This window comes from Nocardioides nitrophenolicus (genome assembly GCF_016907515.1).
Lineage (GTDB): Bacteria > Actinomycetota > Actinomycetes > Propionibacteriales > Nocardioidaceae > Nocardioides > Nocardioides nitrophenolicus.
The window spans coordinates 4,459,924-4,483,831 of sequence record NZ_JAFBBY010000001.1; the positions used below are offsets into that span (position 1 = coordinate 4,459,924).

The 23,908-nt window shown below is 72.4% G+C and carries 21 protein-coding genes; 15 read left to right on the forward strand and 6 right to left on the reverse strand.

Annotated elements, in window-relative coordinates; all coding sequences use genetic code 11:
* Positions 1 to 43 precede the first annotated feature (43 nt).
* From glf to JOD66_RS21505, 5 genes are all read left to right on the forward strand, one after another.
* Positions 44 to 1,246: a UDP-galactopyranose mutase gene (gene glf / locus JOD66_RS21485; RefSeq protein WP_307823644.1), complete on the forward strand. Its 1,203-nt coding sequence runs from the start codon at positions 44 to 46 to the stop codon at positions 1,244 to 1,246.
* On the forward strand, positions 1,243 to 3,249 hold the full coding sequence (locus tag JOD66_RS21490) for a glycosyltransferase (protein WP_204838867.1): 2,007 nt from the start codon (positions 1,243 to 1,245) through the stop codon (positions 3,247 to 3,249). The genes glf and JOD66_RS21490 overlap by 4 nt, the downstream gene beginning before the upstream one ends.
* Positions 3,246 to 4,133: an ABC transporter permease gene (locus JOD66_RS21495; RefSeq protein WP_204838868.1), complete on the forward strand. Its 888-nt coding sequence runs from the start codon at positions 3,246 to 3,248 to the stop codon at positions 4,131 to 4,133. The genes JOD66_RS21490 and JOD66_RS21495 overlap by 4 nt, the downstream gene beginning before the upstream one ends.
* Before the next feature lies 1 nt (position 4,134).
* On the forward strand, positions 4,135 to 4,899 hold the full coding sequence (locus JOD66_RS21500) for an ABC transporter ATP-binding protein (RefSeq protein ID WP_204838869.1): 765 nt from the start codon (positions 4,135 to 4,137) through the stop codon (positions 4,897 to 4,899).
* Between the two features lie 645 nt (positions 4,900 to 5,544).
* Positions 5,545 to 7,641 carry an N-acetylmuramoyl-L-alanine amidase gene (locus JOD66_RS21505; protein WP_204838870.1) on the forward strand — a complete coding sequence of 699 codons (2,097 nt, stop codon included), beginning with the start codon at positions 5,545 to 5,547 and terminating at the stop codon, positions 7,639 to 7,641.
* Positions 7,642 to 7,669: 28 nt separating this feature from the next.
* Here JOD66_RS21505 and JOD66_RS21510 read toward each other — a convergent pair whose 3' ends face one another.
* Entirely contained in the window at positions 7,670 to 8,398 is a 729-nt protein-coding gene (locus tag JOD66_RS21510; RefSeq protein WP_204838871.1) for a TIGR03089 family protein, read from the reverse strand.
* Between the two features lie 78 nt (positions 8,399 to 8,476).
* Between JOD66_RS21510 and JOD66_RS21515 the strand changes: the two genes are divergently transcribed.
* The gene (locus JOD66_RS21515) at positions 8,477 to 9,556 is read left to right on the forward strand and encodes a mannose-1-phosphate guanylyltransferase (RefSeq protein WP_204838872.1); all 1,080 of its coding nucleotides are present in this window, start codon (positions 8,477 to 8,479) and stop codon (positions 9,554 to 9,556) included.
* A 386-nt stretch (positions 9,557 to 9,942) separates the two neighbouring features.
* Here JOD66_RS21515 and JOD66_RS21520 read toward each other — a convergent pair whose 3' ends face one another.
* The 3 genes from JOD66_RS21520 to cofD form a co-directional block, all read right to left on the reverse strand.
* Complete coding sequence (locus JOD66_RS21520) at positions 9,943 to 10,701, reverse strand: DUF3105 domain-containing protein (protein ID WP_307823645.1); 759 nt, start codon at positions 10,699 to 10,701, stop codon at positions 9,943 to 9,945.
* A gap of 70 nt (positions 10,702 to 10,771) precedes the next feature.
* A complete protein-coding gene (gene cofE, locus JOD66_RS21525) occupies positions 10,772 to 11,728 on the reverse strand; it encodes a coenzyme F420-0:L-glutamate ligase (RefSeq protein WP_204838873.1) in 957 nt (318 codons plus the stop codon).
* Positions 11,728 to 12,786 (reverse strand): 2-phospho-L-lactate transferase, encoded by a 1,059-nt coding sequence (cofD, locus tag JOD66_RS21530; RefSeq protein WP_443678791.1) that lies wholly within the window; start codon positions 12,784 to 12,786, stop codon positions 11,728 to 11,730. The genes cofE and cofD overlap by 1 nt, the downstream gene beginning before the upstream one ends.
* Before the next feature lie 144 nt (positions 12,787 to 12,930).
* Between cofD and JOD66_RS21535 the strand changes: the two genes are divergently transcribed.
* The 3 genes from JOD66_RS21535 (at position 12,931) to JOD66_RS21545 (ending at position 17,560) form a co-directional block, all read left to right on the forward strand.
* Positions 12,931 to 13,185: a WhiB family transcriptional regulator gene (locus JOD66_RS21535; protein WP_307823646.1), complete on the forward strand. Its 255-nt coding sequence runs from the start codon at positions 12,931 to 12,933 to the stop codon at positions 13,183 to 13,185.
* A gap of 90 nt (positions 13,186 to 13,275) precedes the next feature.
* A complete protein-coding gene (locus JOD66_RS21540) occupies positions 13,276 to 16,134 on the forward strand; it encodes a glycosyltransferase family 2 protein (RefSeq protein WP_204838875.1) in 2,859 nt (952 codons plus the stop codon).
* Positions 16,127 to 17,560 (forward strand): DUF5719 family protein, encoded by a 1,434-nt coding sequence (locus JOD66_RS21545; protein WP_204838876.1) that lies wholly within the window; start codon positions 16,127 to 16,129, stop codon positions 17,558 to 17,560. Before JOD66_RS21540 ends, JOD66_RS21545 begins: the two co-directional genes overlap by 8 nt.
* Before the next feature lie 8 nt (positions 17,561 to 17,568).
* Here the strand turns inward: JOD66_RS21545 and JOD66_RS21550 are convergent, their stop codons facing one another.
* A complete protein-coding gene (locus JOD66_RS21550; RefSeq protein ID WP_239545375.1) occupies positions 17,569 to 18,027 on the reverse strand; it encodes a metallopeptidase family protein in 459 nt (152 codons plus the stop codon).
* A 51-nt stretch (positions 18,028 to 18,078) separates the two neighbouring features.
* Here JOD66_RS21550 and JOD66_RS21555 point away from each other — a divergent pair, with 51 nt between their 5' ends.
* The 6 genes from JOD66_RS21555 (at position 18,079) to JOD66_RS21580 (ending at position 23,276) form a co-directional block, all read left to right on the forward strand.
* A complete protein-coding gene (locus JOD66_RS21555; RefSeq protein ID WP_204838877.1) occupies positions 18,079 to 18,462 on the forward strand; it encodes a DUF3499 domain-containing protein in 384 nt (127 codons plus the stop codon).
* 33 nt (positions 18,463 to 18,495) lie between these two features.
* Positions 18,496 to 19,869 carry a phosphomannomutase/phosphoglucomutase gene (locus tag JOD66_RS21560; RefSeq protein WP_204838878.1) on the forward strand — a complete coding sequence of 458 codons (1,374 nt, stop codon included), beginning with the start codon at positions 18,496 to 18,498 and terminating at the stop codon, positions 19,867 to 19,869.
* A complete protein-coding gene (locus tag JOD66_RS21565) occupies positions 19,866 to 20,060 on the forward strand; it encodes a Trm112 family protein (RefSeq protein ID WP_307823647.1) in 195 nt (64 codons plus the stop codon). Before JOD66_RS21560 ends, JOD66_RS21565 begins: the two co-directional genes overlap by 4 nt.
* Before the next feature lies 1 nt (position 20,061).
* On the forward strand, positions 20,062 to 21,087 hold the full coding sequence (locus JOD66_RS21570; protein ID WP_204838879.1) for an SIS domain-containing protein: 1,026 nt from the start codon (positions 20,062 to 20,064) through the stop codon (positions 21,085 to 21,087).
* A gap of 89 nt (positions 21,088 to 21,176) precedes the next feature.
* The gene (locus JOD66_RS21575) at positions 21,177 to 22,259 is read left to right on the forward strand and encodes an acyltransferase family protein (protein ID WP_204838880.1); all 1,083 of its coding nucleotides are present in this window, start codon (positions 21,177 to 21,179) and stop codon (positions 22,257 to 22,259) included.
* A 36-nt stretch (positions 22,260 to 22,295) separates the two neighbouring features.
* Positions 22,296 to 23,276, forward strand: a complete 981-nt coding sequence (locus JOD66_RS21580; protein WP_204838881.1) for a DUF808 domain-containing protein — start codon at positions 22,296 to 22,298, stop codon at positions 23,274 to 23,276.
* Positions 23,277 to 23,422: 146 nt separating this feature from the next.
* Here JOD66_RS21580 and JOD66_RS21585 read toward each other — a convergent pair whose 3' ends face one another.
* Complete coding sequence (locus JOD66_RS21585) at positions 23,423 to 23,875, reverse strand: 6,7-dimethyl-8-ribityllumazine synthase (RefSeq protein WP_204838882.1); 453 nt, start codon at positions 23,873 to 23,875, stop codon at positions 23,423 to 23,425.
* Between the last annotated feature and the right edge of the window lie 33 nt (positions 23,876 to 23,908).

Genomic DNA, 23,908 nt, shown 5'->3' on the forward strand with positions numbered 1-23,908 from the left:
TCCGAATGGGGAACGGGGCGACGGGTCCGTAAACTCCCCGAACGTGTCTCTCTCCTCGTCGAGCCCCGACCTCCCCGACCTGGTCGTCGTCGGCTCCGGATTCTTCGGTCTGACCGTTGCCGAGCGCTGCGCCAACGACCTCGGGCTCAAGGTGCTGGTCGTCGAGCGCCGCTCCCACCTGGGCGGGAACGCCTACAGCGAGCCGGAGCCGGAGACCGGCATCGAGGTGCACAAGTACGGCGCCCACCTCTTCCACACCAGCAACGAGCGGGTGTGGGAGTACGTCAACCGGTTCACGACCTTCACCGGCTACCAGCACCGGGTGTACTCGACCCACGACCAGCAGGTCTACCCGCTGCCGATCAACCTCGGCACGATCAACCAGTTCTTCGACGCGGCGTACACCCCGGCGCAGGCACGCGCGCTGATCAAGGAGCAGGCCGGCGAGCTGGGCGACAAGGAGCCGGAGAACTTCGTCGAGAAGGGCATCTCGCTCATCGGCCGCCCGCTCTACGAGGCGTTCATCGCCCACTACACCGCCAAGCAGTGGCAGACCGCGCCCGAGGAGCTGTCGGCCGACATCATCAGCCGGCTCCCGGTGCGCTACACCTACGACAACCGCTACTTCAACGACAAGTACGAGGGCCTCCCCACCGACGGGTACGCCGCCTGGCTGGCCAGGATGGCCGACCATCCCGGCATCGAGGTGGTGCTCGACACCGACTTCCTCGCCGACGGCGTCGCCGAGCGCTACAAGGGCAAGGTCCCGATCGTCTACACCGGTCCGGTCGACGAGTACTTCGGCAACAGCGAGGGTCGCCTGTCCTGGCGCACCGTCGACCTGGTGCCCGAGGTCCTCGACGTCGACGACTTCCAGGGCTGCTCGGTGATGAACTATCCCGACCCCGACGTCGACTTCACCCGGATCCACGAGTTCAAGCACTTCCACCCCGAGCGCGACTACCCCGAGGGCAAGACCGTCATCGTCCGGGAGTACAGCCGGTTCGCCGAGGAGACCGACGAGCCCTACTACCCGGTCAACACCGCCGAGGACCGCGAGAAGCTCATGAAGTACCGCGACCTGGCCGAGCGGGAGCCGATGGTGCTCTTCGGCGGCCGCCTCGGCACCTACAAGTACCTCGACATGCACATGGCCATCGCCTCGGCGCTGTCCATGTACGACAACCGGCTGCGCCCGCACTTCGCCGAGGGCGCCGAGCTCAAGAGTGGCGGGGTGGACGCGTGAGCACGGTCGACACGAGAGCGGTGCAGCGCCTGCTGCAGCGCCAGATCCTGCCGCTCGACACCGATCCCGACGTCCTGCCGCTCTACCTCGACTGCGAGGAGCCGAACCTCGACGAGGACAAGTACGTCGTCGGCGGCTCCCGGGCGGCCAAGGAACTCAACAACGCCTCGATCCGGCAGAAGACCTCGACCGGGCGCGGGGTGCGGCCCGACCAGGTGCTCTCCCGCACCGCCGTCCTCGTGGAGTCGGGCGAGAAGGTCTCCTTCGGCACCTACTTCAACGCCTTCCCCGCCAGCTACTGGCGGCGCTGGACCGTCGTGGACGCGGTCACCCTGACCGTCACGGTGCGCGGCTCCGGCGCGACCGTGATCGTCACCAAGTCGATGGCCAACGGTCGCCAGCAGAAGGTCGACAGCGGGGTCACCGAGGCCGAGGGACCGACCACGCTGACCTTCGAGCTGCCGCTCGGGCCGTTCATCGACGGCGGCTGGTACTGGTACGACGTCGTGGCCGGCCACGGCGACGTGACCGTCGAGTCCGCCGAATGGACCGCCAGCGTGCCCGCCGACCGGGCCGACCACGGCACCGTCGACCTGGCGATCACCACGATGAACCGGCCCGACTTCTGCGCCAAGCTGCTCGCCCAGCTCAGCGCCCCCGAGCTGCTGCCCTACCTCGACACCGTCTTCGTGATGGAGCAGGGCACCCAGCTGGTCCGCGACAGCGAGTTCTTCCCGGGCGCCGAGGCCGGTCTCGAGGGTCGGCTCAAGGTGCTCCAGCAGGGCAACCTCGGCGGCTCGGGCGGCTACGCCCGCGGGCAGCTCGAGTCGGTCCGCAAGGGCACCGCGACCTACGCGATGATGATGGACGACGACGTCGTCTGCGAGCCCGAGGGCATCATCCGCGCGGTCACCTTCGGCGACCTCGCCAAGCGCCCGACCATCGTCGGCGGCCACATGTTCAGCCTGTACGCCAAGAGCCGGCTGCACAGCTTCGGCGAGATCGTCCAGCCCTACCGGTTCTGGTGGATGTCGCCGCGCGACGGCTTCCAGGACTGGGACTTCGGCGCCCGCAACCTGCGCTCGGCGCGCTGGCTCCACAAGCGCCAGGACGTCGACTTCAACGGCTGGTTCATGTGCATGATCCCGCGCCAGGTGCTCGAGGACATCGGCCTCTCGCTGCCGCTGTTCATCAAGTGGGACGACTCCGAGTACGGCCTGCGGGCCAAGGCGGCCGGCGTACCCACCGTCACCTTCCCGGGCGCCGCGGTCTGGCACGTCCCGTGGACCGACAAGAACGACGCCCTCGACTGGCAGGCCTACTTCCACCAGCGCAACCGGTTCGTGGCGGCCCTGCTGCACTCCGGCTACCCGCGTGGCGGCCGGCTGCTCCAGGAGAGCTTCGCCTTCGACCTGGCCCACCTGGTCTCGATGCAGTACTCCACCGTCGAGCTGCGGATCCAGGCGCTCGAGGACGTGCTCGCCGGCCCGCAGGGACTGCACGGGATGCTCGGCACCCGCCTCGGCGAGGTGAACGCCTTCCGCAAGCAGTTCACCGACGCCCAGCTGCACGCCGACCCCGACGACTTCCCGCCCGTACGACGCGAGAAGCCGCCCCGCAAGGGCAAGGACCTCAGCGACGTCCCCGGCCGGCTGTCCAAGCTGGTCACCGCGGGCCTCGCGCCGATCCGCCAGCTGAAGCAGCCGCGCGAGCTGTCCAGGGAGTTCCCCGAGGTCGAGATCCGGGCGATGGACGCCAAGTGGTATCGGATCGCGGGCTTCGACTCCGCGATCGTCTCCATGAACGACGGCACCTCCGCGGCGCTCTACCAGCGCGACCGCGAGCGCTACAAGGCGCTGGTCCGGCGTACCGTCCAGCTCCACAACCGGTTCCGGCGCGACTGGGACGAGATCGCCGCGCAGTACCGCGCGGCGCTCGGCGACATCACGTCGCCGGAGACCTGGGAGAAGACCTTCGCGCCGTGGACCGAGGGGGAGCGATGAGCGACGTGAGCACCGACGAGAGCGGACTTCCGCCGCTTCGGCCGCCGTCGGCCGACAACGGCCTGATCGGCGTGCTGCGGCGGCGCTACCTGCTGCAGCTGCTGGTGCGGCGCGAGATCAGCGCCCGCTACCAGGGCTCCTTCCTGGGCCTGCTGTGGTCCTACATCAACCCGCTGACGCAGTTCCTCATCTACTACTTCGTCGTCGGCTTCATCTTCAACCTGCACGCCGACATCCCGAACTTCGCGATCCACCTGTTCGCCGGGCTCACGGTCGTGCACTTCTTCACCGAGACCTTCGGCGCCGGCACCCGCTCGATCGTGCGCAACCGGGCCCTCGTGGTGAAGATGGCGATGCCGCGCGAGATGTTCCCGGTCGCGACCATGCTGGTCTCGCTCTACCACGTGCTCCCGCAGATCGTGATCCTGATCGCCGCGTCGCTGATGTCGGGCTGGACCCCCGAGGCGGTCGACCTGGTCGCGCTCGTGCTCGGTCTGCTGATCTGCGGACTGCTCGGGCTGGCCGGCGCGCTGTTCTTCAGCGCGGCCAATGTGTTCTTCAGCGACTTCGGCAACATCGTCAGCGTCTTCAACAACTTCGTGCGCTGGGGCGTGCCGATGATGTACTCCTACGCCATGGTCGACGACCGGTTCGGCCGGTTCGCCCAGTACTACCTCTACAACCCGCTCGCCGACGCCGTCCTGCTCTTCCAGCGGGCGTTCTGGGTCGGCACGGTCGACGACCAGAAGCACGTGGCGGTCGCCGCGATGCCCGAGCACCTGCTGCTCAACGGTGCGGTGATCGTGCTCGTCGCGGCACTGATCCTGTGCCTCGCCCAGTTCGTCTTCAGCAGGCTCGAGAACAAGATCCCGGAGCGCCTCTGACATGGCCAAGTCCATCGTGGTGGAGAACGCCACCAAGTACTTCACGCTTCGCTACCACCGCACCTTCAAGGAGGTCGCGGTCGCGAAGGCCAAGGGCCGCCAGACCACCGAGACGTTCCGGGCCGTCGACGACGTGTCGTTCAGCGTCGAGATGGGGGAGTCCGTCGGGATCATGGGCCTCAACGGCTCCGGCAAGAGCACCCTGCTCAAGATGATCAACGGCGTCATGCGGCCCGACGAGGGCTCGATCCTGACCCGCGGCCGCATCGCCGGCCTGATCGCCACCGGCGCCGGCTTCCACAACCAGCTCACCGGCCGCGAGAACCTCTACCTCAACGCCGCCATCCTCGGCATGACCGGGCAGGAGATCGCCCGCAAGTTCGACGACATCGTCGAGTTCGCCGACCTCGGCGCCACCCTCGACGGACCGGTCGGACACTACTCCTCCGGCCAGAAGGCCCGCCTGGGCTTCGCGATCGCGATCCACGTCGACTCCGACATCTTCCTCGCCGACGAGGTCCTCGCCGTCGGCGACAAGCCGTTCCGGGTCAAGTGCATGAAGAAGATGCGCCAGATCCGCAACAGCGGTGACCGCACCCTCTTCTACGTCAGCCACTCGCCGGAGTCGGTCATCAAGATGTGCAACCGCGTCCTGGTGCTGGAGAAGGGGCGCCTCGGCTTCGACGGCGACCCCGAGGAGGCCGTGCGCTACCTCCACTACGACGAGGGCGACGACATCGACGACGAGCTCGCCAACGACATCTGAGCTGGATGGCGCGAGCGCGTCGCTCGTTCCTCGCGCCGCGCTGCCTCGCACGCGGTTGGCTCTCGTAGTCGATCGGTTGGTCTGGCGGCCGGCCGGTCGGCTCGCGGAAAGGCTCGCCTCCTGCGCTCCGGTCGCTCGTTCCTCGCTCGCTGCGCTCCGTCGGCGTGGCTTCCCGCGACGACCGACAGGGAGGGGAGGGGGCGCGAGCGCGTCGCTCGTTCCTCGCGCCGCGCTGCCTCGCACGCGGTTGGCTCTCGTCGTCGATCGGTTGGTCTGGCGGCCGGCCGGTCGGCTCGCGGAAAGGCTCGCCTCCTGCGCTCCGGTCGCTCGTTCCTCGCTCGCTGCGCTCCGTCGACGTGGCTTCCCGCGACGACCGACAGGGAGGGGAGGTGCGCGAGCGCGTCGCACGTTCCGCAGCCGTCCCTCCGAACGCTCGTGGCCACCCCCAGGTGGCCGCGGGCGTTCGGCGTCTGCGCGCTCAGATACCCCTGCCGCGGGCCGAACTACAAATTTGCATGCCATCGGCGTGTCGAGTGGAAATTACACGATTGTAGTTACTCACGATCCCTTCACAGACGCGTGTGACGCATGTGAAAGTTGCTACTCGTGTGACACCTTCCCCGCACACACGTCTGGAGCAGAACCATGTCGCCGTACCCCACGGAGATCCCCGAGCACACCCGGCGGAGCCGGTTCGTGACGCTGTGCCAGCAGGCGCTGGCCCTCGCCGTCGTCGTCGCCGTCCTCACGCCCGCGGCCCGCACCGTGACCATGGAGGTCCGCCCCGCCGAGCCCGGCGGCTCGCCGGCGCCGAGTGCCGTCAGCCTGCAGGCCGCGACGACGCCCGTCACGGTGCCGACCGGCACGGTCGACCCGACCGTCACGTCGTACGCGCTCACGCCGTCGCCGCAGGGCGTCAACGGTCGCGTCGCGCTGCGCGGCAGCGTGAAGCCGCTGGCGGACGGCGGTGACAAGGTCACCAGCGAGGCGCTGCCGGTCGAGGGCTTCGGCACCGTCGGCGTCACCTGGGCGCACGGCACCGAGCTCGCGGAGGACGGCATCACCGTCGACATCCGCACCCGCACCGGCGACAGCTGGAGCGAGTGGACCACGGCCGAGTACCACGACGAGCACGGTCCCGACCCCGACAGCGCCGAGGGGCAGCGCTCGCGCCCCGGCACCGAGGCGGTCCTCGTCGGGAACGTCGACCAGGTCCAGGTCAAGGTCGAGACGACCGACGCGGCGCCGGCCGACCTCCAGGTCGCCGTCATCGACCCCGGTACGCCGACCGCCACCGCCGAGGAGGGCCCCGCGATCTCCTCGGGCTCGAACCCGGCCACCTCGGGCGACCCGAGCGCGAGCACCGGTACCGACGGCGCGATCGCGATGCGGGCCGCCACGACCGGTGCCCCGCAGCCGCAGATCTACTCGCGGGCCCAGTGGGGCGCCCCGGAGGACCCGAGCTACAAGCCCAAGTACGGCTCGATCAGCGCCGGCTTCGTGCACCACACCGTGAACGCCAACGACTACCGGCCCGAGGACGTCCCGGCGATCCTCCGCGGCATCTGGAAGTACCACGTCAAGACGCGTGGCTGGAGCGACATCGGCTACAACTTCCTCGTCGACCGGTTCGGCCGGATCTGGGAGGGCCGGGCCGGCGGCGTCGACAAGCCCGTCGTCGGCGCCCACACCCTGGGCTACAACGACTACTCCTTCGCGATGTCCGCGATCGGCAACTACGAGACCGCGCAGCCGACGCCCGAGATGATCAACGCGTACGGTGCCCTGTTCGCCTGGAAGCTGTCCCTCTCCGGCGTCGACGCCTCCTCGCCGAGCCAGAAGGTCGGCAAGGGCACCTTCGCCGCGATCAGCGGGCACCGTGACGCCGGCAAGACGGCCTGCCCCGGCAAGTACCTCTACGCGCAGCTGCCGACGATCCGGGCGCTCGCCGCCCAGATCCAGCAGGGCGCCTCGCTCGGCCAGCTGAACGGCAACTACGTCGGCTCGGCCAACCCGGACATCGTCGTACGCAAGGCGTCGACCGGCCGGCTGATGCTGCACGACCTCGACAAGGTCGGTGGCCGGTGGACCCTCGGCCCGGCGGTGAAGACGAACGTCTGGGCGCCCTGGGCCAAGCAGGTCCTGCGCGTCGGCGACTGGGACGGCGACGGGATCAACGACCTCATCGCGATCCGCAAGAGCGACAAGGCGGCGGTGCTGTTCCGCGGCGCGGGCGGCGGGATGTTCCAGCCGGAGCAGGTCCTGCCGGGCAGCTTCGCGGGCGTCAAGATGCTCGCCGCCGTCGGTGACGTGACCGGCGACGACCGGCCCGACCTGATGGGCCAGCCGAAGGGCGGGCAGATGCAGGTCTACCCGGGCAACGGAGTCAGTGGCTTCCTCGCGCCGGTCGCCGCAGCGGGCCAGGTGCCGGGCACGCGGCTGGTGCCGATGGGGCGCTGGAACAAGGACGGCACCCCGGACGCACTGGTCCGGGCGGGCACCTCGCTCTCGCTCTACACCGGCATCCTGCCGGGCGGCTGGGCGCCGGCGAAGGCGATGAAGACCGGGCTCAGCGGCTACGACTGGATCGTCGGTCTCGGCCCGATGGCCAGCGGCGGCAAGGTCGTCGTGGTCCGCAGCAAGGCCACCGGCTCGGTGTACGCCCTCGAGAAGGCCAAGGCCAAGAAGCTCGGTGCACCGATCTTCCTGAAGAAGCGCAAGAAGTTCGACCTCGCGGGCTAGCCCCTGCGAACCGATCCGTCCTGGTCGTTCAGGCGGGGAAGCGGGCCGTGGCGTGCTCGGCGACGTACGTCGCCTCGAGCCGCTCCGGCTCGGCCCGGGCGACCAGGACGAGCGAACCGCCCGCGAGGAGCGGTTCGCAGAGGATCGCCGGCTCCGTCACGGGGTCGGCGACCGCGAGCAGGCGGCCGTCGCCGACCAGACCGGTGGCGGCCGCCTCGCTCCACAGCTCGGCCTGGCTCAGGGTCCGTCCCGCGACGTCCAGGGCGAGGTCGTCGGGCTGCGGCGGGTCCCAGGCCTGGAAGGCGTCCGGCTGGGACCAGATGTCGATGCCGACGTCGGTCACGCCCGCGGGCACCGGCTCGGCGAAACGCACGCCGAGCGGCAGCAGCGCGCACGCCAGCACCGCCAGTTCGCTAGCCCGGTCGGCCCAGCCGGCCAGGGTGTCGGGTCCGCAGACGACGGCCGCCAGGTCAGCATCGTCGGCGCCGACGACCGCCAGCCCGCAGTTCCAGGCCGCGCCCAGGAACACCGTGCCGAGCCAGTGCGGCGGCAGGTCGACGGCGATCCGGTCACCGCGCTCCAGCCCCAGCTCGTCGACGAGCAGCGAGCTCGCCTTCGCGACCCAGTTCGCCCAGGTCGTCACCGACAGCTCGACCCGCTCACCCGTCGCGTCGTCGTAGAAGGTCACCAGCGGCCGGCCCGGGTCGGTGCGCAGGCGGGCCGCCAGAACGGCGGGGAAGGTGGTCGGCGTCGTCACGGGCCGAGCCTAGGGTGTCGCACCCGGGCGAGCCGCCCTCGGTGTGCCCGTGCCGGAGCCGGCCCGTAGGGTGCGGCCATGGCTCTCGACGAGATCCCCGGCTTCTGGGCCGTGGTCCCCGCCGGCGGCGCCGGCACCCGGCTCTGGCCGCTGTCGCGCACCCGCGCGCCCAAGTTCCTCCACGACCTCACCGGCGCCGGCCGCACCCTGCTCGAGCAGACCCACGACCGGCTCGCTCCGCTGGTGGGTGACCGGGTCCTGGTCGTCACGGGAGAGGTGCACCGCGGGGCCATCCGCGACCAGCTCCCCGTGCTGCCCGACGACGCCGTCGTCGCCGAGCCGTCCGCGCGCGACTCGATGGCCGCCATCGGTCTCGCCGCCGCCGTCCTCGAGCGACGCGGCGCCGAGGTGATGGGCTCCTTCGCCGCCGACCACGTGATCCCCGAGCCCGAGCGCTTCGGCGCCTCGGTCGCCGAAGCCGTCGCCGCCGCCCGCGACGGCTGGCTGGTCACCATCGGCATCCAGCCGACCTTCCCCTCCGCCGCGTTCGGCTACATCCGCCAGGGGGAGCCGCTCCCCGGACACCCCTCGGCACGCCGGGTCCTGGAGTTCGTGGAGAAGCCGTCGGTGTCGGTGGCCGAGGAGTACCTCGCGACCGGTCAGTACCGGTGGAACGCCGGCATGTTCGTCGTCCGGCCGACGGTGCTGCTCGACCTGCTGGCCGAGCAGGACGAGACCTTCACCGCCACCCTGCGCGCCATCGCCGCCGAGCCGCACCGCCTCGGCGAGCTCTGGGACACGCTCCCCAAGATCGCCATCGACCACGCCGTCGCCGAGCCCGCGGCCGCCGCCGGCAAGGTGGTCACCATCCCCGGCACCTTCGCCTGGGACGACATCGGCGACTTCGACTCCCTCGCCAGCCTGCTCGGCGACGACGACGCCTGCAGCATCCTCGGCGACCCCGCCCTCACCCAGCTGATCGGCGCCAGCGGCATCGTCGTCCCCGGCTCCGGGCGGACCGTCGCCGTCATCGGCCTCGACGACGTCGTCGTCGTCGACACCCCCGACGCGCTGCTCGTCACCACCCGGGCCCGGGCGCAGGAGGTCAAGAACGTGGTGGCCGCGCTGAAGGAGCAGGGGCGCACCGACCTGGTGTGAGCCCCGGAGGCTCAGCGCGGCGGCCCCGCCAGGCTCAGCCGAGTGTCGTGCGCATGCGAAGGTCATTCAGCTGAGTCTCGTCGCGCGCGCCGCGTTGCCTGGACGGAGCGCAGCGAGCGCCAGCGAGCGGAGCGGAGGAAGGCAACGCGTCAAAAGCGCGCGCGACATGCGAGCGAAGCGAGCCAAACCAACACCGTGAGTCGGTTGCGCAGCGCATCGGCCCCGCCGGGTTCAGCGGAAGGTCGTGCGCATTGGAAGGTCATTCAGCCGAGCTCGTCGCGCGCGCCGCGTTGCCTGGACGGAGCGCAGCGAGCGCCAGCGAGCGGAGCGGAGGAAGGCAACGCGTCAAAGCGCGCGCGACATGCGCGAGCGCAGCGAGCGCCAAACTAATACGCGTAGGGCTCCGGGGCGTCCGTGAACGGGTACTTGTCCATGAACGTGCTCAGGGCCGCGCCGCTCACGTCGGTGCAGTACTGCCAGGCGCCGTACTGCTTCTGGGTGTCGGGGTCGACGCGCCAGTGGGTGAACGCGATGTGCTGGCCCTTCGGGAACTTGCCGACCTCCTTCTCGTCCGCCTTGGTCCACGGGGCGACCTTGAACTTCAGTCGCTGGTTGGTGTCGTTGGCGTCCATGATCTTCGCGATGGCGCGCATGGCGGAGATCTCGGCGGAGTCGTCGTTGGCGGTGGTGTCGTACCACAGGATCGTGTAGCCGTGCTCGAGGTTGTGCACGAGCTGCTCGAGCTCGGGGCGGGAGCCCTCGTTGTAGAAGCGGTCGCCGATGGGGGCGGGCGCGACGCCGGCGACGTTCCAGTGCGCGCCGAAGGCGGGGGGTGCGTCGTTGTAGTCGACCTGCTGGCCCTCGGGGACGTGCTCGCCGCTGCCCGTGGCCTCCTTCTCGGTGATGTCGCCGCAGACGCTGGCGGCGGCGCCGATCTCGGCGACGCTCTTGCCCTTCCACTTGCGGTCGTTGACCATGTCGCGGACCTTCGGGTAGAGGGCGGCGCCGATGATGACGAGCGCGACCGCGACGCAGACGGCGACGATCGCCATGCCCTGGCGCTTGTCGGCACGCTTCTGCTTGCGCCGGATGTCGTCGATGACTTGGCGGCGCTCCGACTTCTCGGACTTGCTGGACTTGGCCACGGGCGGGGTACCTCGTCTTGGTCGTGAAGGGCATGCCGGGAAGCACGCCCGTGCGGCGAACGCGGTGAGTCTACGGAGTCACCGGTCGGAACCGCAGGTCGGTGTCGACATCGCTGCGCTCGATGTCGACCTGCCAGCCGTGGGCGAAGGCGACGATGTCGGCGGCGGCGCGCCGTTCCCCGTCCAGTCGTACGACGTCGGCGGCCGCGGCGCGGGCGGTGATCCCGGCGCGGGCGAGCGCGGCGACGAGCTCGGCCGCGTCGACGGGGCTGCCGAAGGGCGTGCGGGCCTCCGGGCGGCCGGCGACGGCCTGGATGACGGCCTCGCGGGCGCCGTACCCGAACAGGTCGGCGCCGTCCGCGCGGATCAGGGCGCGGGCGCCGGGGCCGTGGTCGCCGGGCGCGAGGACCAGGTCCGCGCGCCCGCGGAGCACGGCGCAGGGGCGGGCGCCGAGCTTGCCCTGGGCGAGCTCGACGGCGGAGGCGATCTCGTCGGCGACGGCGGGCGCGGTGACGGCGAGCTGGTTGCCGTGGGCGTCGACCCGGCCGGCGAAGGACTCGAGGACGGCGAGCCCGGCGGCCCCGATCGCGATGTCGGTCTGGCCCTCGCGCCAGGCGCGGCCGGCGGTGTCGGTGACGACGACGCCGACGTTGACGCCGCGCCGCTCGGCCACGGCGGCGCGCAGGCCGCGGGCGGAGGCGTCGGGGTCGAGGGGGAGCAGGACCACCGAGCCGGCGGTGACATTGGACGCGTCGACGCCGGCGGCGGCCATGGTCAGGCCGAGGCGGTTGCGCACGATCCGGGTGGGGCCGCGGCGCGCGACCAGGCGGTCGGTCTCGGCGTCGATCCAGGCCTCGCGGTCCCCGGTCTCGATCCGACCCTCGGCCTTGCTGACGACCTTGCTGGTGACGACGAGCACGTCGCCGTCGCGCAGGTCGTCGGGACCGAGGGCGGAGAGCAGGGCGGCGGCGAGGTCGTCGCCCGGCCGGATCTCGGGGACGCCGTCGGGCGCGGTCACGCTCAGCATCAGCGCACCAGCTCGACCGCCGCGGCGGCCATCGCGGCCGTGGCGTCGTGGTCGGTCATCATCAGCGGTACGGCGGCGGCGCGGATCCCGGCCGCCTCGAGGCGCGCCACCTGCGCGGCGTCGCGCTCGTCGACGAGCCACCCGTCGAGCACCCCGCCCGCGGAGCGGGCGCCGTAGTTGAGCCCGACGCCGGCGGCGCTGACCTCGACGCCGATCGAGGTCAGCATCTGCTCGGCCATGCCGCGCACGTGGCTGTCGCCGACGATGGGGGACAGGCCGACCACCGCCGCCTCGCTCGCGCGCACGGCGTCGCGCAGGCCGGGGACGCCGAGGATGGTGCCGACGGACACGACCGGGTTGGACGGCGGGAGGATCACCAGGTCGGCGCCGGTGATGGCGTCGAGCACACCGGGCGCGGGCGTGGACTGGTCGAGGCCGACGAACACGACCTGCTCGGCGGCCACCTGGGCCCGCAGCCGGACCCAGTACTCCTGGAAGTGCACGACCCGCTTGCCGCTGGCGCTCTCGGCGTCGGCGACGGCGACGTGGGTCTCCACGCGGTCGTCGGTCATCGGCAGCAGGGTCAGCCGGTCGCCGTAGCGCGGCGTCAACCAGCGGCGGCACAGCGCCTCGGTGACCTGGGAGAGCGGGTATCCGGCGTCGAGCATCTGGGTGCGCACCAGGTGGGTGGCGATGTCGCGGTCGCCGAGCCCGAACCAGGTCGGCTCGACGCCGTACGCCGCGAGCTCCTCCTTGGCGCTCCAGGTCTCGGCCCGTCGTCCCCAGCCGCGCTCGAGGTCGATGCCGTCACCGAGGGTGTACATCACGGTGTCGAGGTCGGGGCACACCTTGAGGCCGTGGACCCACCAGTCGTCGGCGTTGTTGGCGACGACCGTCACGTGGGCGTCCGGCGCGACACCGGGTAGGGTTCCGGCGGCGATGCCGTGGAGCAGGCCCTGCAGGAACCGGGCCCCGCCCATGCCGCCCGAGAGGACGGTCAGCTTCCGAGCAGGTCGGCCGATGGGTCCACCGGCTGTCGCGTGAGGTGTCGAGTCCACGGGGGTCAACTGTGCCGTGCCCGGAAAACGGAGCGGGCACGGGGTTGTCCATAGCAGACTCAACCTTGACTGTTTGGGTATGACACGTATGTAATTCCAGAGATGTCGTTCGGGACATCGGGTCGAGTCGTAAGGGGCGAAATCGTGAGGGAACTGTTCCTGGTAGAAGCAGATTCCGACGAGCTGGGGTGGCAGGAGCGCGCGCTGTGCGCGCAGACCGACCCCGAGGCGTTCTTCCCGGAGAAGGGAGGATCGACGCGCGAGGCCAAGAAGGTCTGCCAGACCTGTGAGGTGCGCATCGAGTGCCTCGAGGCTGCGTTGGGCAACGACGAGCGGTTCGGGATCTGGGGTGGGATGTCGGAGCGTGAGCGCCGCAAGCTGAAGAAGCGCGCCGTCTGAGGCGCCGGACGCGCGGTCGGTCCGCTCTGACGGTTCGCCCCCTTCGGGCCGTCGGTCGTAGGGTCTGACCTCGTGTCGCAACAACCCGAGGTGGCTGTCCTCCTGGTCAGCCACGACGGCAGCTCCTGGCTGCCGGCGGTGCTCGACGGACTGCTCGCGCAGACCGCGCCCCCCACGCGCGTGGTGGCCGTCGACACCGGCAGCAAGGACGGCAGTGCCGACCTGGTCCGGGCCGCGCTGGCCGACCGGCTGCCCTTGGAGCAGCGCTCGCTGCCCGGCAGCACCGGGTTCCCCGACGCCGTCGCCGAGGGCCTGCTGGTCCTGGCCGAGACCGGCACCGCCCCCGAGTGGGTGTGGCTGCTCCACGACGACGCGAACCCCGCGCCGGACGCGCTGGCGGCGCTGCTGGCCGTCGCCGCCGCCCGTCCCGAGGCCGACATCCTCGGCCCCAAGCTGCGCGAGTGGCCCTCGCTGCGGCGGCTGCTCGAGCTCGGCGTCACCATCAGCGGCACCGGCCGGCGCGAGACCGGGCTCGAGCGCGGCGAGTACGACCAGGGCCAGCACGACGAGGTCCACGAGGTCCTGGCGGTCAACTCCGCGGGCATGCTGGTGCGTCGCGCGGTGCTGGAGGAGCTCGGCGGCTTCGACCGGGCGCTGCCCATCTTCGGCAACGACATCGACCTGGGCTGGCGCGCGGCGGCGGCCGGCCGCACCACGCTGATCGTCCCCGACGCCGTCGTCTTCCACGCCGAGGCAGCGCACCGCGGGATCCGGCGCACCCCGCTCACCGGCCGGCACACCCACTTCCAGGAGCGCCGCGCAGCCCTCTTCACGCTGCTCGCCAACGGTCGCGGAGCCACGCTCCCGCTGCAGGTGCTGCGGCTCACCCTCGGCTCGCTGCTGCGCGTGCTGGGCCTGCTCGGCGTCCGGGCCGTCGGCGAGGCGCTCGACGAGCTCGCCGCGCTGGTGTCGGTGCTGCGCCATCCCGGCCAGGTCCGCGCGGCCCGCCGGGCGCGGCGCGCGGCGGGCGGTGGCGGCACCGACCGGGCGCGCGTACGACGGCTGCTCGCGCCCTGGTGGCTGCCCTACCGGCACGGCCTCGACTTCGCCTCCGACCTGGTCGCGGCCGCGACCAACCAGGCCGCCGACGTCGCCGACCGGCGGCGGATCGCGGCCGCCGAGCGTGACGCCGCGGCCGGTCCGCCGCCGGCGCGGCACCGCGACGAGGACGAGGACTTCGCCGACACCGGGATCGTGGTGCGCTTCCTCACCAACCCGGTCGCGGTCGCGACCGCGGTCACCGTGCTCGCGCTGCTCGTCGGCGTGCGCGACGTGGTCGGTGGCGTCGCCGGCGGCGCGCTCTCGCCCGCGCCCGGTGGGGTCGGCGCGTGGTGGGCGCTGCACGTCGAGGGGCACCACCCGATCGGCTTCGGCAGCGACGTCCCGGCGCCGCCGTACGTCCTACCCCTGGCGGTGCTCGGCCTGCCGTTCGGCCCGTCGCTGCTGATGTCGCTGCTGATGGCGCTCTCCGCGCCGATCGGGCTGTGGGGCGCCTGGCGCTTCCTGCGCGTGGTCGGCCGCCTGGTCACGCCGTACGGCGCCCCGCGCTGGCTGCTGCTGTGGGGCTCGGTGACCTGGGCCCTGGTGCCGCTGGTCGCGGGCGCCTGGGGCGGCGGTCGCTGGGGGATCGTCGTGGCCGCGGCCGTGCTGCCCTGGTCGGCCCATGCCGCGCTCGGCTTCGCCGATCCCGACGCCGCCCACCGGTGGCGGGCCGGCTGGCGCACCGGCCTGGCGCTGGCCCTGCTCACCGCCGTCGCGCCGCCGGCCTGGCCGGTGCTCGCGGTGCTGATCGGGGTGCTGCTGGGCTGCGCCGTGCGCCTGCTGCCCCGCGAGTTCGGTCAGCGCTCGGTGTGGGGACCGCCCGTGCTGGCGCTCGGCGTACCCCTGCTGGTGCTGCTGCCGTGGTGGCTGCCGGCCCTGTTCGAGGGCGGCTTCGCCGGCACCGTGCTCGACGTCGGCCGCTGGCCGACGGCCGCGACCTCCGGTTGGGACCTGCTCGCCGGCCGCCTCGGCGGTCTCGGCGCCCCGGCCCCGGTCGGGCTGGTGCTGCCGGTGCTCGCGCTGCTCGCGCTGGTCCCGCGCGCCACCCGGATCCCGGTGATCGTGTGCTGGCTGGTCGCGGCCGTCACCGCCGTGGTGGCCGTCCCGCTCGCCGTGACGACGGTCGACATCGCCGGGCCGGTCGGCCAGCAGCCCGGCCTCGGCGCCGTGCTGTTGATGCTGCAGGGCGCCTGGATCACCGCGATCGTGCTCGGCGGCCTCGCCCTGCACCATCTCGGCGACCAGGTGAAGCCGGCCCAGGCCGGGCTGGCCCTGGCCGGAGTCGTCGGCCTGGTCGCGCCGCTGGTCGGCCTGGTCTGGTTCGCGGGCTGGGGCGCCGAGGAGCTCGACGACCCACCGGCGTCCGACGTACCCGTCTACATGGCGCAGCGCGCCGAGCAGGCCGAGCAGAACGGCGTGCTGGTGCTGCGCGGCAGCAAGGACACCGGCCTGACCTACGACGTCCACCGCGGCGACGGCCCGACCGTGGGCGAGGACGAGATCGCCGCGCTGACGCCGGAGGACGAGCAGGTCACCGCCACCATCCGCTCCCTGGTCACCTCGCCGGACCCGGACGCCGTGGCCCGCCTCTCCGGCCTCGGCATCCGCTACATCGTCCAGGCCGCGCCCGCCGACGGCTCGGTGTCCGCGGGCCTGGACGCCACCACCGGCCTGGTCCAGGCCAGCTCCGAGCGCGGCACCCGCGCCTGGCAGGTCAGCCCGGAGCCCGGTCCGCTGCCGAGCCACCACGCCTGGCTGCGCTGGCTGCTGCTGATGGTCCAGGCCGTCGCGATCCCGGTGCTGATCGTGCTCGCCCTCCCGCCGCTGCGAAGGAACCGCGATGAGTGATCCCCAGCAGAGCCCCTCGAAGTCCGGCGGCCGCCGCGCGTCGGTGTCCCGTCGCCGTCGCCTCGACGTCCTGGTGCTGCTCGCGATCCTGCTGCCGGCCGTGGTCACGTTGACCCTCGGCGCGATCGGCGACGAGCAGAACCCGGTCGCCGGGCCGCGGCCCCCGAGCACCTCCGAGCTCACCTCCGCCACGGTCGTGTGCCCGGGCGGCGTGCGCCCGGCGAGCGCCACCCGGGTCGGCCGCACGCCCGGGGTCGCCGGTGGCGAGCTCACCGTGCGGGTCGCGCCCCCGGACGGCGCCGAGGCCGTCGCCGGTGCCCCGGTCACCGCCGAGGCGGGCGGCACCGCCGTCGTGCCCGACAGCGCGGGGCCGGTCGTCCTCGACGCCACCGGTGCCGCCGCGCCGGGCGTCACCGCGGGCCGCGACGACCCGCTGGCGGTGCCGGAGTGCCGGTCCCCGGCGTACGACGAGTGGCTGGTCGGCCTGGGCGCCACCGCCCGCTACGCCACCACCCTCGAGCTGGTGAACCCCGACGACGGCGAGGCGGTCGTCGACGTCGCGCTGCTCGGCGCCGACGGGCCGGTCGAGGAGCCCGCGCTGCGAGGCATCCAGGTGCCCGCGCACGGTGTGCAGCGCATCGACCTGGCCGCCTCGGCGCCGCGCCGGGAGCTGACCGCCGCCCATGTCACGGTGACCCGGGGCCGGGTGACGCTCACCGCGCGCACCACCCGCGACCAGCTCGGCCGCGGCCGGGTGACCACCGACTTCCTGCCGACCCAGGCGGCCCCCGACACCGAGAACCTGATCCTCGGCGTGCCCGAGGGTGCGCGCGGCGCGACCCTGATGGTGGCCAACCCCGGCTCCAGCGAGGTGCGCGCCCAGGTCCGGCTGGTGACCGCCGAGGCGACCTTCACCCCGACCGACGCGCCCGCGATCGCCGTGGGGCCGCACGCCCTGCAGGAGGTCGACCTCGGCCCGCTGCTGTCCGGCGACAACGGTGCGGGAGTGGTGGGCGTGGTCGTGGAGTCCGCCGATCCCGTGGTCGCCTCGGTCCGGCTGGTCTCGCGTCGGGACCTGGTGCTGCTGGCGCCCGCGATCGAGGTCCGCGAGCCGACGGCCGCGGTGGTGCCGGCCGGTGAGAAGAGCCTGCTCCTCGGGCACGCCCTGCGCACCGGCGTGGTCCACGTGACGTCGTACGGCCCCGACGGGGCGATGCTGCGCGAGGACCAGGTCGAGGTGGCGCCCGACCGGGCCGCCTCGCTGGCCCTGCCCACCGAGGCGGTGCTGGTCGCCGTCGAGCCGCGCAACACCCGGATCGCGGGCGTGGTCACCCTGCCCGCGACCGGTCCTCAGCCGGGGCTCGCGACGCTGCGGCTGCGACCCGCCGAGACCCATGCGCGGATCCCGGTCGTCGCACCGGAGTAGGGCGGGTCTCAGTCGTCGTCGAGGTCGGACGGGTAGCGCGGGTCGACCTCGTGGGGCTCGATGCCGAGCAGCTCGGCGACCTGCTCGACCACGATCGCCAGCACGATCGCCTCCAGGTCGGCGCGGTCCGCGGCGCGATGCTCCAGCGGCCGGCGGAACACCACCAGCCGGGTCGGCGTCGTCCCCGACCCGCGCACCAGCGAGGACAGCGGCACCCGGCCCGAGTCCCAGTCGTCGGGCAGCTGGGGGGCGTCCTCGACGGCGTACTCGACCAGGCCGAGGTGCGTCGACCAGCGCGCGTCGATGTCGGTCACGACATCGAGCATGATCTTGTCGAAGACCTCGCGTCGACTGCGCGGCAGCGGCGGCCGGTGACCGGTCGCCGCCAGCGGCTGCACGGCCGGTCCCCGCATCCCGCGCCCGCGGCGGTCGCGGCGTCGGCGGGGGACCAGCTCGTCGTGCTCCATGATCAGCGAGCCTATCCACCGGGCGGGGGTCGGGACGGTAGCGTCTGCGCCGTGAGTGTGACGGCCAACGCGGGACCGCAGAGCCTGCGAACCTGCTCGCGCACGGCCTGCGGCCGGCGCGCGGTGGCCACCTTGACCTACGTGTACGCCGACTCCACCGCCGTCCTCGGCCCGCTGGCCACCTATGCCGAGCCCCACGCCTACGACCTGTGCGACGTCCACAGCGAGCGGCTCTCGGCCCCGCGCGGCTGGGAGGTGGTCCGGCTCTCGCTCGGCACCCAGCAGCCCGGCCCGAGCAATGACGACCTGCTCGCCCTGGCCGACGCGGTCCGCGAGGCCGCCCGCCCCGTCCGGCGCGAGCCGGTCGAGCCGCCCCGCGAGCCCGGCCGCGAGGTGGCCCGCAAGGGGCACCTGCGGATGCTCACGACCGACTGAGTGCACTGACCCCAGATGGCCTAGGGTCTGGGCATGGCCACGACCAGTCCTGACAACCTCGGCAAGGTCTTCAAGGCGTACGACGTGCGCGGTCTCGTCGGCGAGCAGCTCGACGAGGAGCTGGCCCGGGCGACCGGAGCGGCGTACGTCGAGGTGCTCGGCGTCGACGCGATGGTGATCGGCTACGACATGCGGCCCAGCTCTCCGTCCCTCGCCGGGGCCTTCGCCGACGGTGCGACGGCGGCCGGCGCGGACGTGACGATGATCGGCCTCGCCTCGACCGACCAGCTCTACTTCGCCTCGGGCCATCTCGACCTCCCGGGCGCCATGTTCACCGCGAGCCACAACCCGGCGGCGTACAACGGGATCAAGCTGTGCCGCCGGCTGGCGCAGCCGGTCGGCATGGAGAGCGGCCTGGCCGAGATCCGCGACCGGGTCGCCGCCGGCGGCCCGCCGGCCGCGGGCGGCCGCACCGGCTCGATCACCTCCCACGACGTGCTCCAGGCCTACGCCGCCCACCTGCTCGCCCTGGCCCCGGTCGCCGGGCGCCGGCTGAAGGTGGTCGTCGACGCCGGCAACGGCATGGCCGGACACACCGCGCCCGCCGTCTTCGGCCGGCTCGCCGACCAGGTCGAGATGGTGCCGCTCTACTTCGAGCTCGACGGCACCTTCCCCAACCACGAGGCGAACCCGATCGAGCCCGACAACCTGGTCGACCTGCAGAAGGCTGTCCTCGCGGAGCGGGCCGACATCGGCCTGGCCTTCGACGGCGACGCCGACCGCTGCTTCCTGGTCGACGAGCGGGGCGAGCTGGTCTCGCCGTCCACGCTGACCGCGCTCATCGCCGCACGCGAGCTCGCCAAGGAGCCGGGCTCGACGGTGATCCACAACCTGATCACGTCGCGGGCGGTGCCCGAGATCGTGACCGAGCTGGGCGGCAAGCCGGTCCGCACCCGCGTCGGCCACTCCTTCATCAAGGCCACCATGGCCGAGACGGGGGCGATCTTCGGCGGCGAGCACAGCGGGCACTTCTACTTCCGCGACTTCTGGCGCGCCGACTCCGGCATGCTGGCCGCGCTGCACGCCCTGGCCGCGCTCGCCGAGAGCGACCGGCCGCTGTCGGCGCTGCTCGCCGACTACGCCCGCTACCCGCTCAGCGGTGAGATCAACAGCACCGTCGCCGACCAGGACGCGGTGCTCGCCGACCTGGAGGCGACGTACGGCGGGCAGGACGGGGTCACCGTCGACAAGCTCGACGGGCTGAGCGTCACTCACGCCGACTGGGCGTTCAACGTGCGCGCCTCGAACACCGAGCCGCTGCTGCGGCTCAACGTCGAAGGGAAGGACGAGGAGACCATGGCCCGGATGCGTGATGAGGTCCTCGCGACGATCAGGAGCGATCGGTGAGCGCCGCGGCGCAGGGTGGGATCGCGCCGGAGCTGCTCGCGATCATCGTGTGCCCCTCGTGCAAGGGCGAGCTCACGGTGACGCCCGCGGGGGAGTCGGTCGAGCTGGTGTGCCAGGGCTGCGGCTTCGCGTACCCGGTACGCGACGGCATCCCGGTGCTGCTGGTCGACGAGGCGCGTAAGCCCGCCTGACATGGTGTGGTTCGACGAGTCCCGACTCGATGACGAAGCGGCGCTCGCGAGCGCCGACCTGCGGTTGCGCACGCTGGCCGAGTCCGGTTCCCGGGTACGCCGGGAGGTCGGCGGGGCGGCCGACGCGATCGCCGAGGCGGTGTCCCGCTCGATCGAGACCCGGCCGCGGGCCGTGATCGCCGCCGGACCCGACTCCCGCCTGCTCCGGGCGGTGCTGGAGCCGTTCTGCCCGGTGCCCTTCGTGGCCTGGCCGTCGCCGGCGTTGCCGGGCTGGGCCGGCAGCCTCGACCTGGTCGTCGTCCTCGCTCCGGAGGGCGGTGACGCCGGCACCGCGCTGGCGGTGGCCGAAGCCGCGCGTCGCGGCTGCCAGCTCGTCGTGGCCGCACCACCCGGCTCGATGGTGGCCGAGCACGCCACCGGCCGCTGGACGACGCTGCTGCCGACCAGCACCGGCGACCAGCTCGCGACGGCGGTCGCGATGCTCTCCTTCCTGGACCAGGTCCAGCTCGGCCCGAGCGCCGAGCCCGAGTCCGTCTCCGAGGCGCTCGACGCCGTCGCGATCGCCTGCTCGCCGAACCGCGACATCTCGATCAACCCGGCCAAGATGCTGGCCATCTCGCTTGCCGACGCCGCACCCCTGGTCTGGGGCGGGTCGGTGCTCGCCGCGCGGGCCGCGCGCCGGATCGCCGAGTCGATCCGGCGTACCTCGGGGCGCACGGCGCTCGCAGGTGACGCCGAGCACCTGCTCCCCGTCGTCGAGGCGGCCCGGCCGCGCAACGTCTTCGCCGACCCGGTGGCCGACGGCACCGGCGACCGGCGGCCGGTGCTGGTCATCCTCGACGACGGCGTCGACGACCCGGTGGTCCGCGACCAGCGGCACCGCCTCGAGGACGCCGCCCGCAGCAAGGACGTCAGGATCGAGCACGTCTCGTCCGAGGCGACCGGCGAGGTGGCCCGCTACGCCTCGCTGTTGCTGAGCGGCACCTACGCCGCCGAGTACCTCCGGCTCGGTCTCGTGGACGACTGACCCGGCTCCGCTGGCGTCACGCGGGCAGGCTCAGCGTCAGGTTGTCTGACACTTGGTCTCCTCACAGGTGATTCGGGTACCAAGGAGTGATGGCCTCCACCTCTCGGGATCCGTGGCTCGACAACGCGAAGATGGGTCTGGTGACCCTCGTCGTCGTCGGGCACCTGCTCGCGCTGCTGCCGGCCGACGGCGTCGGCGGGCGCCTCTACGACTTCGTCTACCTGTGGCACATGCCGGCGTTCGTGTTCCTGTCCGGCTACCTGTCGCGGGGCTTCACCTACACCGCGGCGCGGCTGTGGCAGCTGGTGACCACGCTGCTGGTGCCGTACGTCCTGTTCGAGGGCGCGCTCGGGTGGTTCCGGATCAACGTCGGGGGCGAGCGGCTCTCGGACCTGTGGACCGACCCGCACTTCCCGTTCTGGTACCTGCTCGCCATGGTCGCCTGGCGGCTCGCGACCCCGCTGTTCCGACCGCTGCGCGGTGGGGTGGTCGTCGCGGTCGGCGTCTCGCTCGCCGGAGCCTTCCTCCTCGCGGGGGACTGGACCCGCTGGCTGGACGCCCCGAGGATCGTCGGCTTCCTGCCGTTCTTCGTGCTCGGCCTGAAGGCCACGCCCGAGACCTTGGAGTGGCTGCGCGGGCGCTTCCCCGCGCTGGTCGGGATCGCGACCTTCGCCGTGCTGTGGGTGGCCGCCGGCTCGCTGGACACCTGGGCCAGCCGTGACTACCTCTACCAGCGTCCCCCGTCGCTGCTCGACGATCCCACCTCGACGGCGGTCCTCACCCGGCTGCTGATCCTGCTCGCCGGCGTGGCCGGCGCGTTCGCCTGGTTGAGCGTCGTCCCGCGGGTCGGGGGATGGTTCAGCCGGATGGGCTCGGCCACGCTGGTGGTCTACCTGTTCCACGGCTTCGCCGTGAAGGAGCTGGAGTACCTCGGGTTCGTCGACTGGGCGCACGCCCACCCCGGGCTCGGCCTGCTCGCCGCGGTCGGCCTCGGCGTCGGCATCGCGCTCGGCCTGGCCGCGCCGCCCGTTCGCCGGGTGCTCGAGCGGGTCGTCGACCCGTTCGACGTGGCCCACCGCCGGGTCCGCGAGGCGGTCCAGCTGACCGAGGTCGTCCACGAGCAGGAACGGGGGGAGCCCGCGAAGGCGGGACTGGTCACCTCGGCCCGGTAGCCTTCGGGCCATGTCTCTCCCCACGGACCGGGCCTGATGAGCGCCGGCCTGTTCGGTCTCCTCGACGACGTCGCCGCCATCGCCAAGATGGCCGCGGCGTCCATGGACGACGTGAGTGCCGCCGCCGGCAAGGCCACCGCCAAGGCGGCGGGCGTGGTGATCGACGACACCGCGGTGACGCCGCAGTACGTCCAGGGGGTCGCCGCAGCCCGGGAGCTCCCGATCGTGAAGAAGATCGCGATCGGGTCGATCCGCAACAAGCTGCTCATCATCCTGCCGGTCTCGCTGCTGCTGAGCGAGTTCCTGCCCGACCTGCTCCCCATCATCCTGATGGTCGGCGGCACCTTCCTGGCCTACGAGGGCGCCCACAAGATCTGGCACCTGTTCAGCGGGCACGACGACCACGAGAAGCCGGTCGCCGAGGTCGGTCCCGAGGCGGAGCGGGAGCTGATCTCCGGCGCCATCCGCACCGACCTGATCCTCTCGGCCGAGATCATGGTGATCTCGCTGGCGTCGGTCGAGGACGAGACCTTCTGGACCAAGCTCGCCACGCTCCTGGTCGTCGCAGTCGTGATCACCATCGCCGTCTACGGCGTCGTGGCGCTCATCGTGAAGATGGACGACGCCGGGCTCAGCCTCGCCCAGCGCTCCTCGGCCCTCGCGCAGCGGCTCGGTCGCGGACTGGTCGCGTTCATGCCGCGGCTGCTCGCGATCATCTCCATCGTCGGCACCGTCGCCATGCTCTGGGTCGGCGGCCACATCCTGCTGGTCAACGTGCACGAGGCCGGGTGGTGGGACGCGCCCTACGAATGGGTCCACGGCATCGAGCACGACATCGAGCACGCCGTCCACGGCTTCGTCGGCAGCGCCCTCGCCTGGCTCGCCAACACCGGCATCTCCGCCGTCATCGGCCTCGTCGTCGGCTCGATCGTGGTCGCGATCGTCCGGGTGCTGCCGTTCTCGGGTGACAAGGACCCGATCGAGCGCTACGACGACGGGGCGCCGGTCGCGCACTGAGGCGGCGGGTCTCGGGCCGGGGTCCTCGTCGGGCCGGGGTCCTCGTCGGGCCGGGGTCCTCGTCGTACCCGGCAGATGGGTCGCGATCTCGCCTCGAGGACGACCGTTCTGCCGGGTACGACGCAGAGCCGCCCGACCGTGGACGGTCAGCCGGCGGGCAGCGCGGGCAGCCGGACCGTCGCGTCGAGCGCGGCCGCCAGCTCACGGCCCTTGGTCTCGAAGTGGCGGCGGAAGTAGCCGGTGTGCTCGTCGTGCTCATGGAAGTGGTGCGGCGTGAGCACCGCCGAGAACACCGGGACGTCGGCCTCGAGCTGGATCCGCATCAGGGCGTCGACCACGCTGGAGGCCACGAAGTCGTGGCGGTAGATGCCGCCGTCGACGACCAGGGCGGCCGCGGCGACGCCGGCGTACCGACCGGACCGGGCCAGCCGGCGTACCTGCAGCGGGATCTCGAAGGCGCCGGGCACGTGGACGACCTCGACGGCGTACCCGCGCGACTTGAGCTCGGTGCGGAAGGCGTCGACGGCGACGTCGACGATGTCGGCGTGCCAGCGGGCCGCGACGATCGCGACGGTGCCGGCGGTGGCGGTGGGTGACATGGGTTCTCCTGTTCGCGTGTCACCCAGGGCGTG

Excerpts from the sequence above, each read along its gene's own strand:
- JOD66_RS21495 (WP_204838868.1), top strand. The coding sequence starts at position 3,246 with ATGAGCGACGTGAGCACCGACGAGAGCGGACTTCCGCCGCTTCGGCCG.
- JOD66_RS21500 (WP_204838869.1), top strand. The coding sequence starts at position 4,135 with ATGGCCAAGTCCATCGTGGTGGAGAACGCCACCAAGTACTTCACGCTT.
- JOD66_RS21505 (WP_204838870.1), top strand. The coding sequence starts at position 5,545 with ATGTCGCCGTACCCCACGGAGATCCCCGAGCACACCCGGCGGAGCCGG.
- JOD66_RS21515 (WP_204838872.1), top strand. The coding sequence starts at position 8,477 with ATGGCTCTCGACGAGATCCCCGGCTTCTGGGCCGTGGTCCCCGCCGGC.
- cofE (WP_204838873.1), bottom strand. The coding sequence starts at position 11,728 with ATGCTGAGCGTGACCGCGCCCGACGGCGTCCCCGAGATCCGGCCGGGC.
- JOD66_RS21545 (WP_204838876.1), top strand. The coding sequence starts at position 16,127 with ATGAGTGATCCCCAGCAGAGCCCCTCGAAGTCCGGCGGCCGCCGCGCG.
- JOD66_RS21550 (WP_239545375.1), bottom strand. The coding sequence starts at position 18,027 with ATGGAGCACGACGAGCTGGTCCCCCGCCGACGCCGCGACCGCCGCGGG.
- JOD66_RS21560 (WP_204838878.1), top strand. The coding sequence starts at position 18,496 with ATGGCCACGACCAGTCCTGACAACCTCGGCAAGGTCTTCAAGGCGTAC.
- JOD66_RS21570 (WP_204838879.1), top strand. The coding sequence starts at position 20,062 with ATGGTGTGGTTCGACGAGTCCCGACTCGATGACGAAGCGGCGCTCGCG.
- JOD66_RS21575 (WP_204838880.1), top strand. The coding sequence starts at position 21,177 with ATGGCCTCCACCTCTCGGGATCCGTGGCTCGACAACGCGAAGATGGGT.
- JOD66_RS21580 (WP_204838881.1), top strand. The coding sequence starts at position 22,296 with ATGAGCGCCGGCCTGTTCGGTCTCCTCGACGACGTCGCCGCCATCGCC.
- JOD66_RS21585 (WP_204838882.1), bottom strand. The coding sequence starts at position 23,875 with ATGTCACCCACCGCCACCGCCGGCACCGTCGCGATCGTCGCGGCCCGC.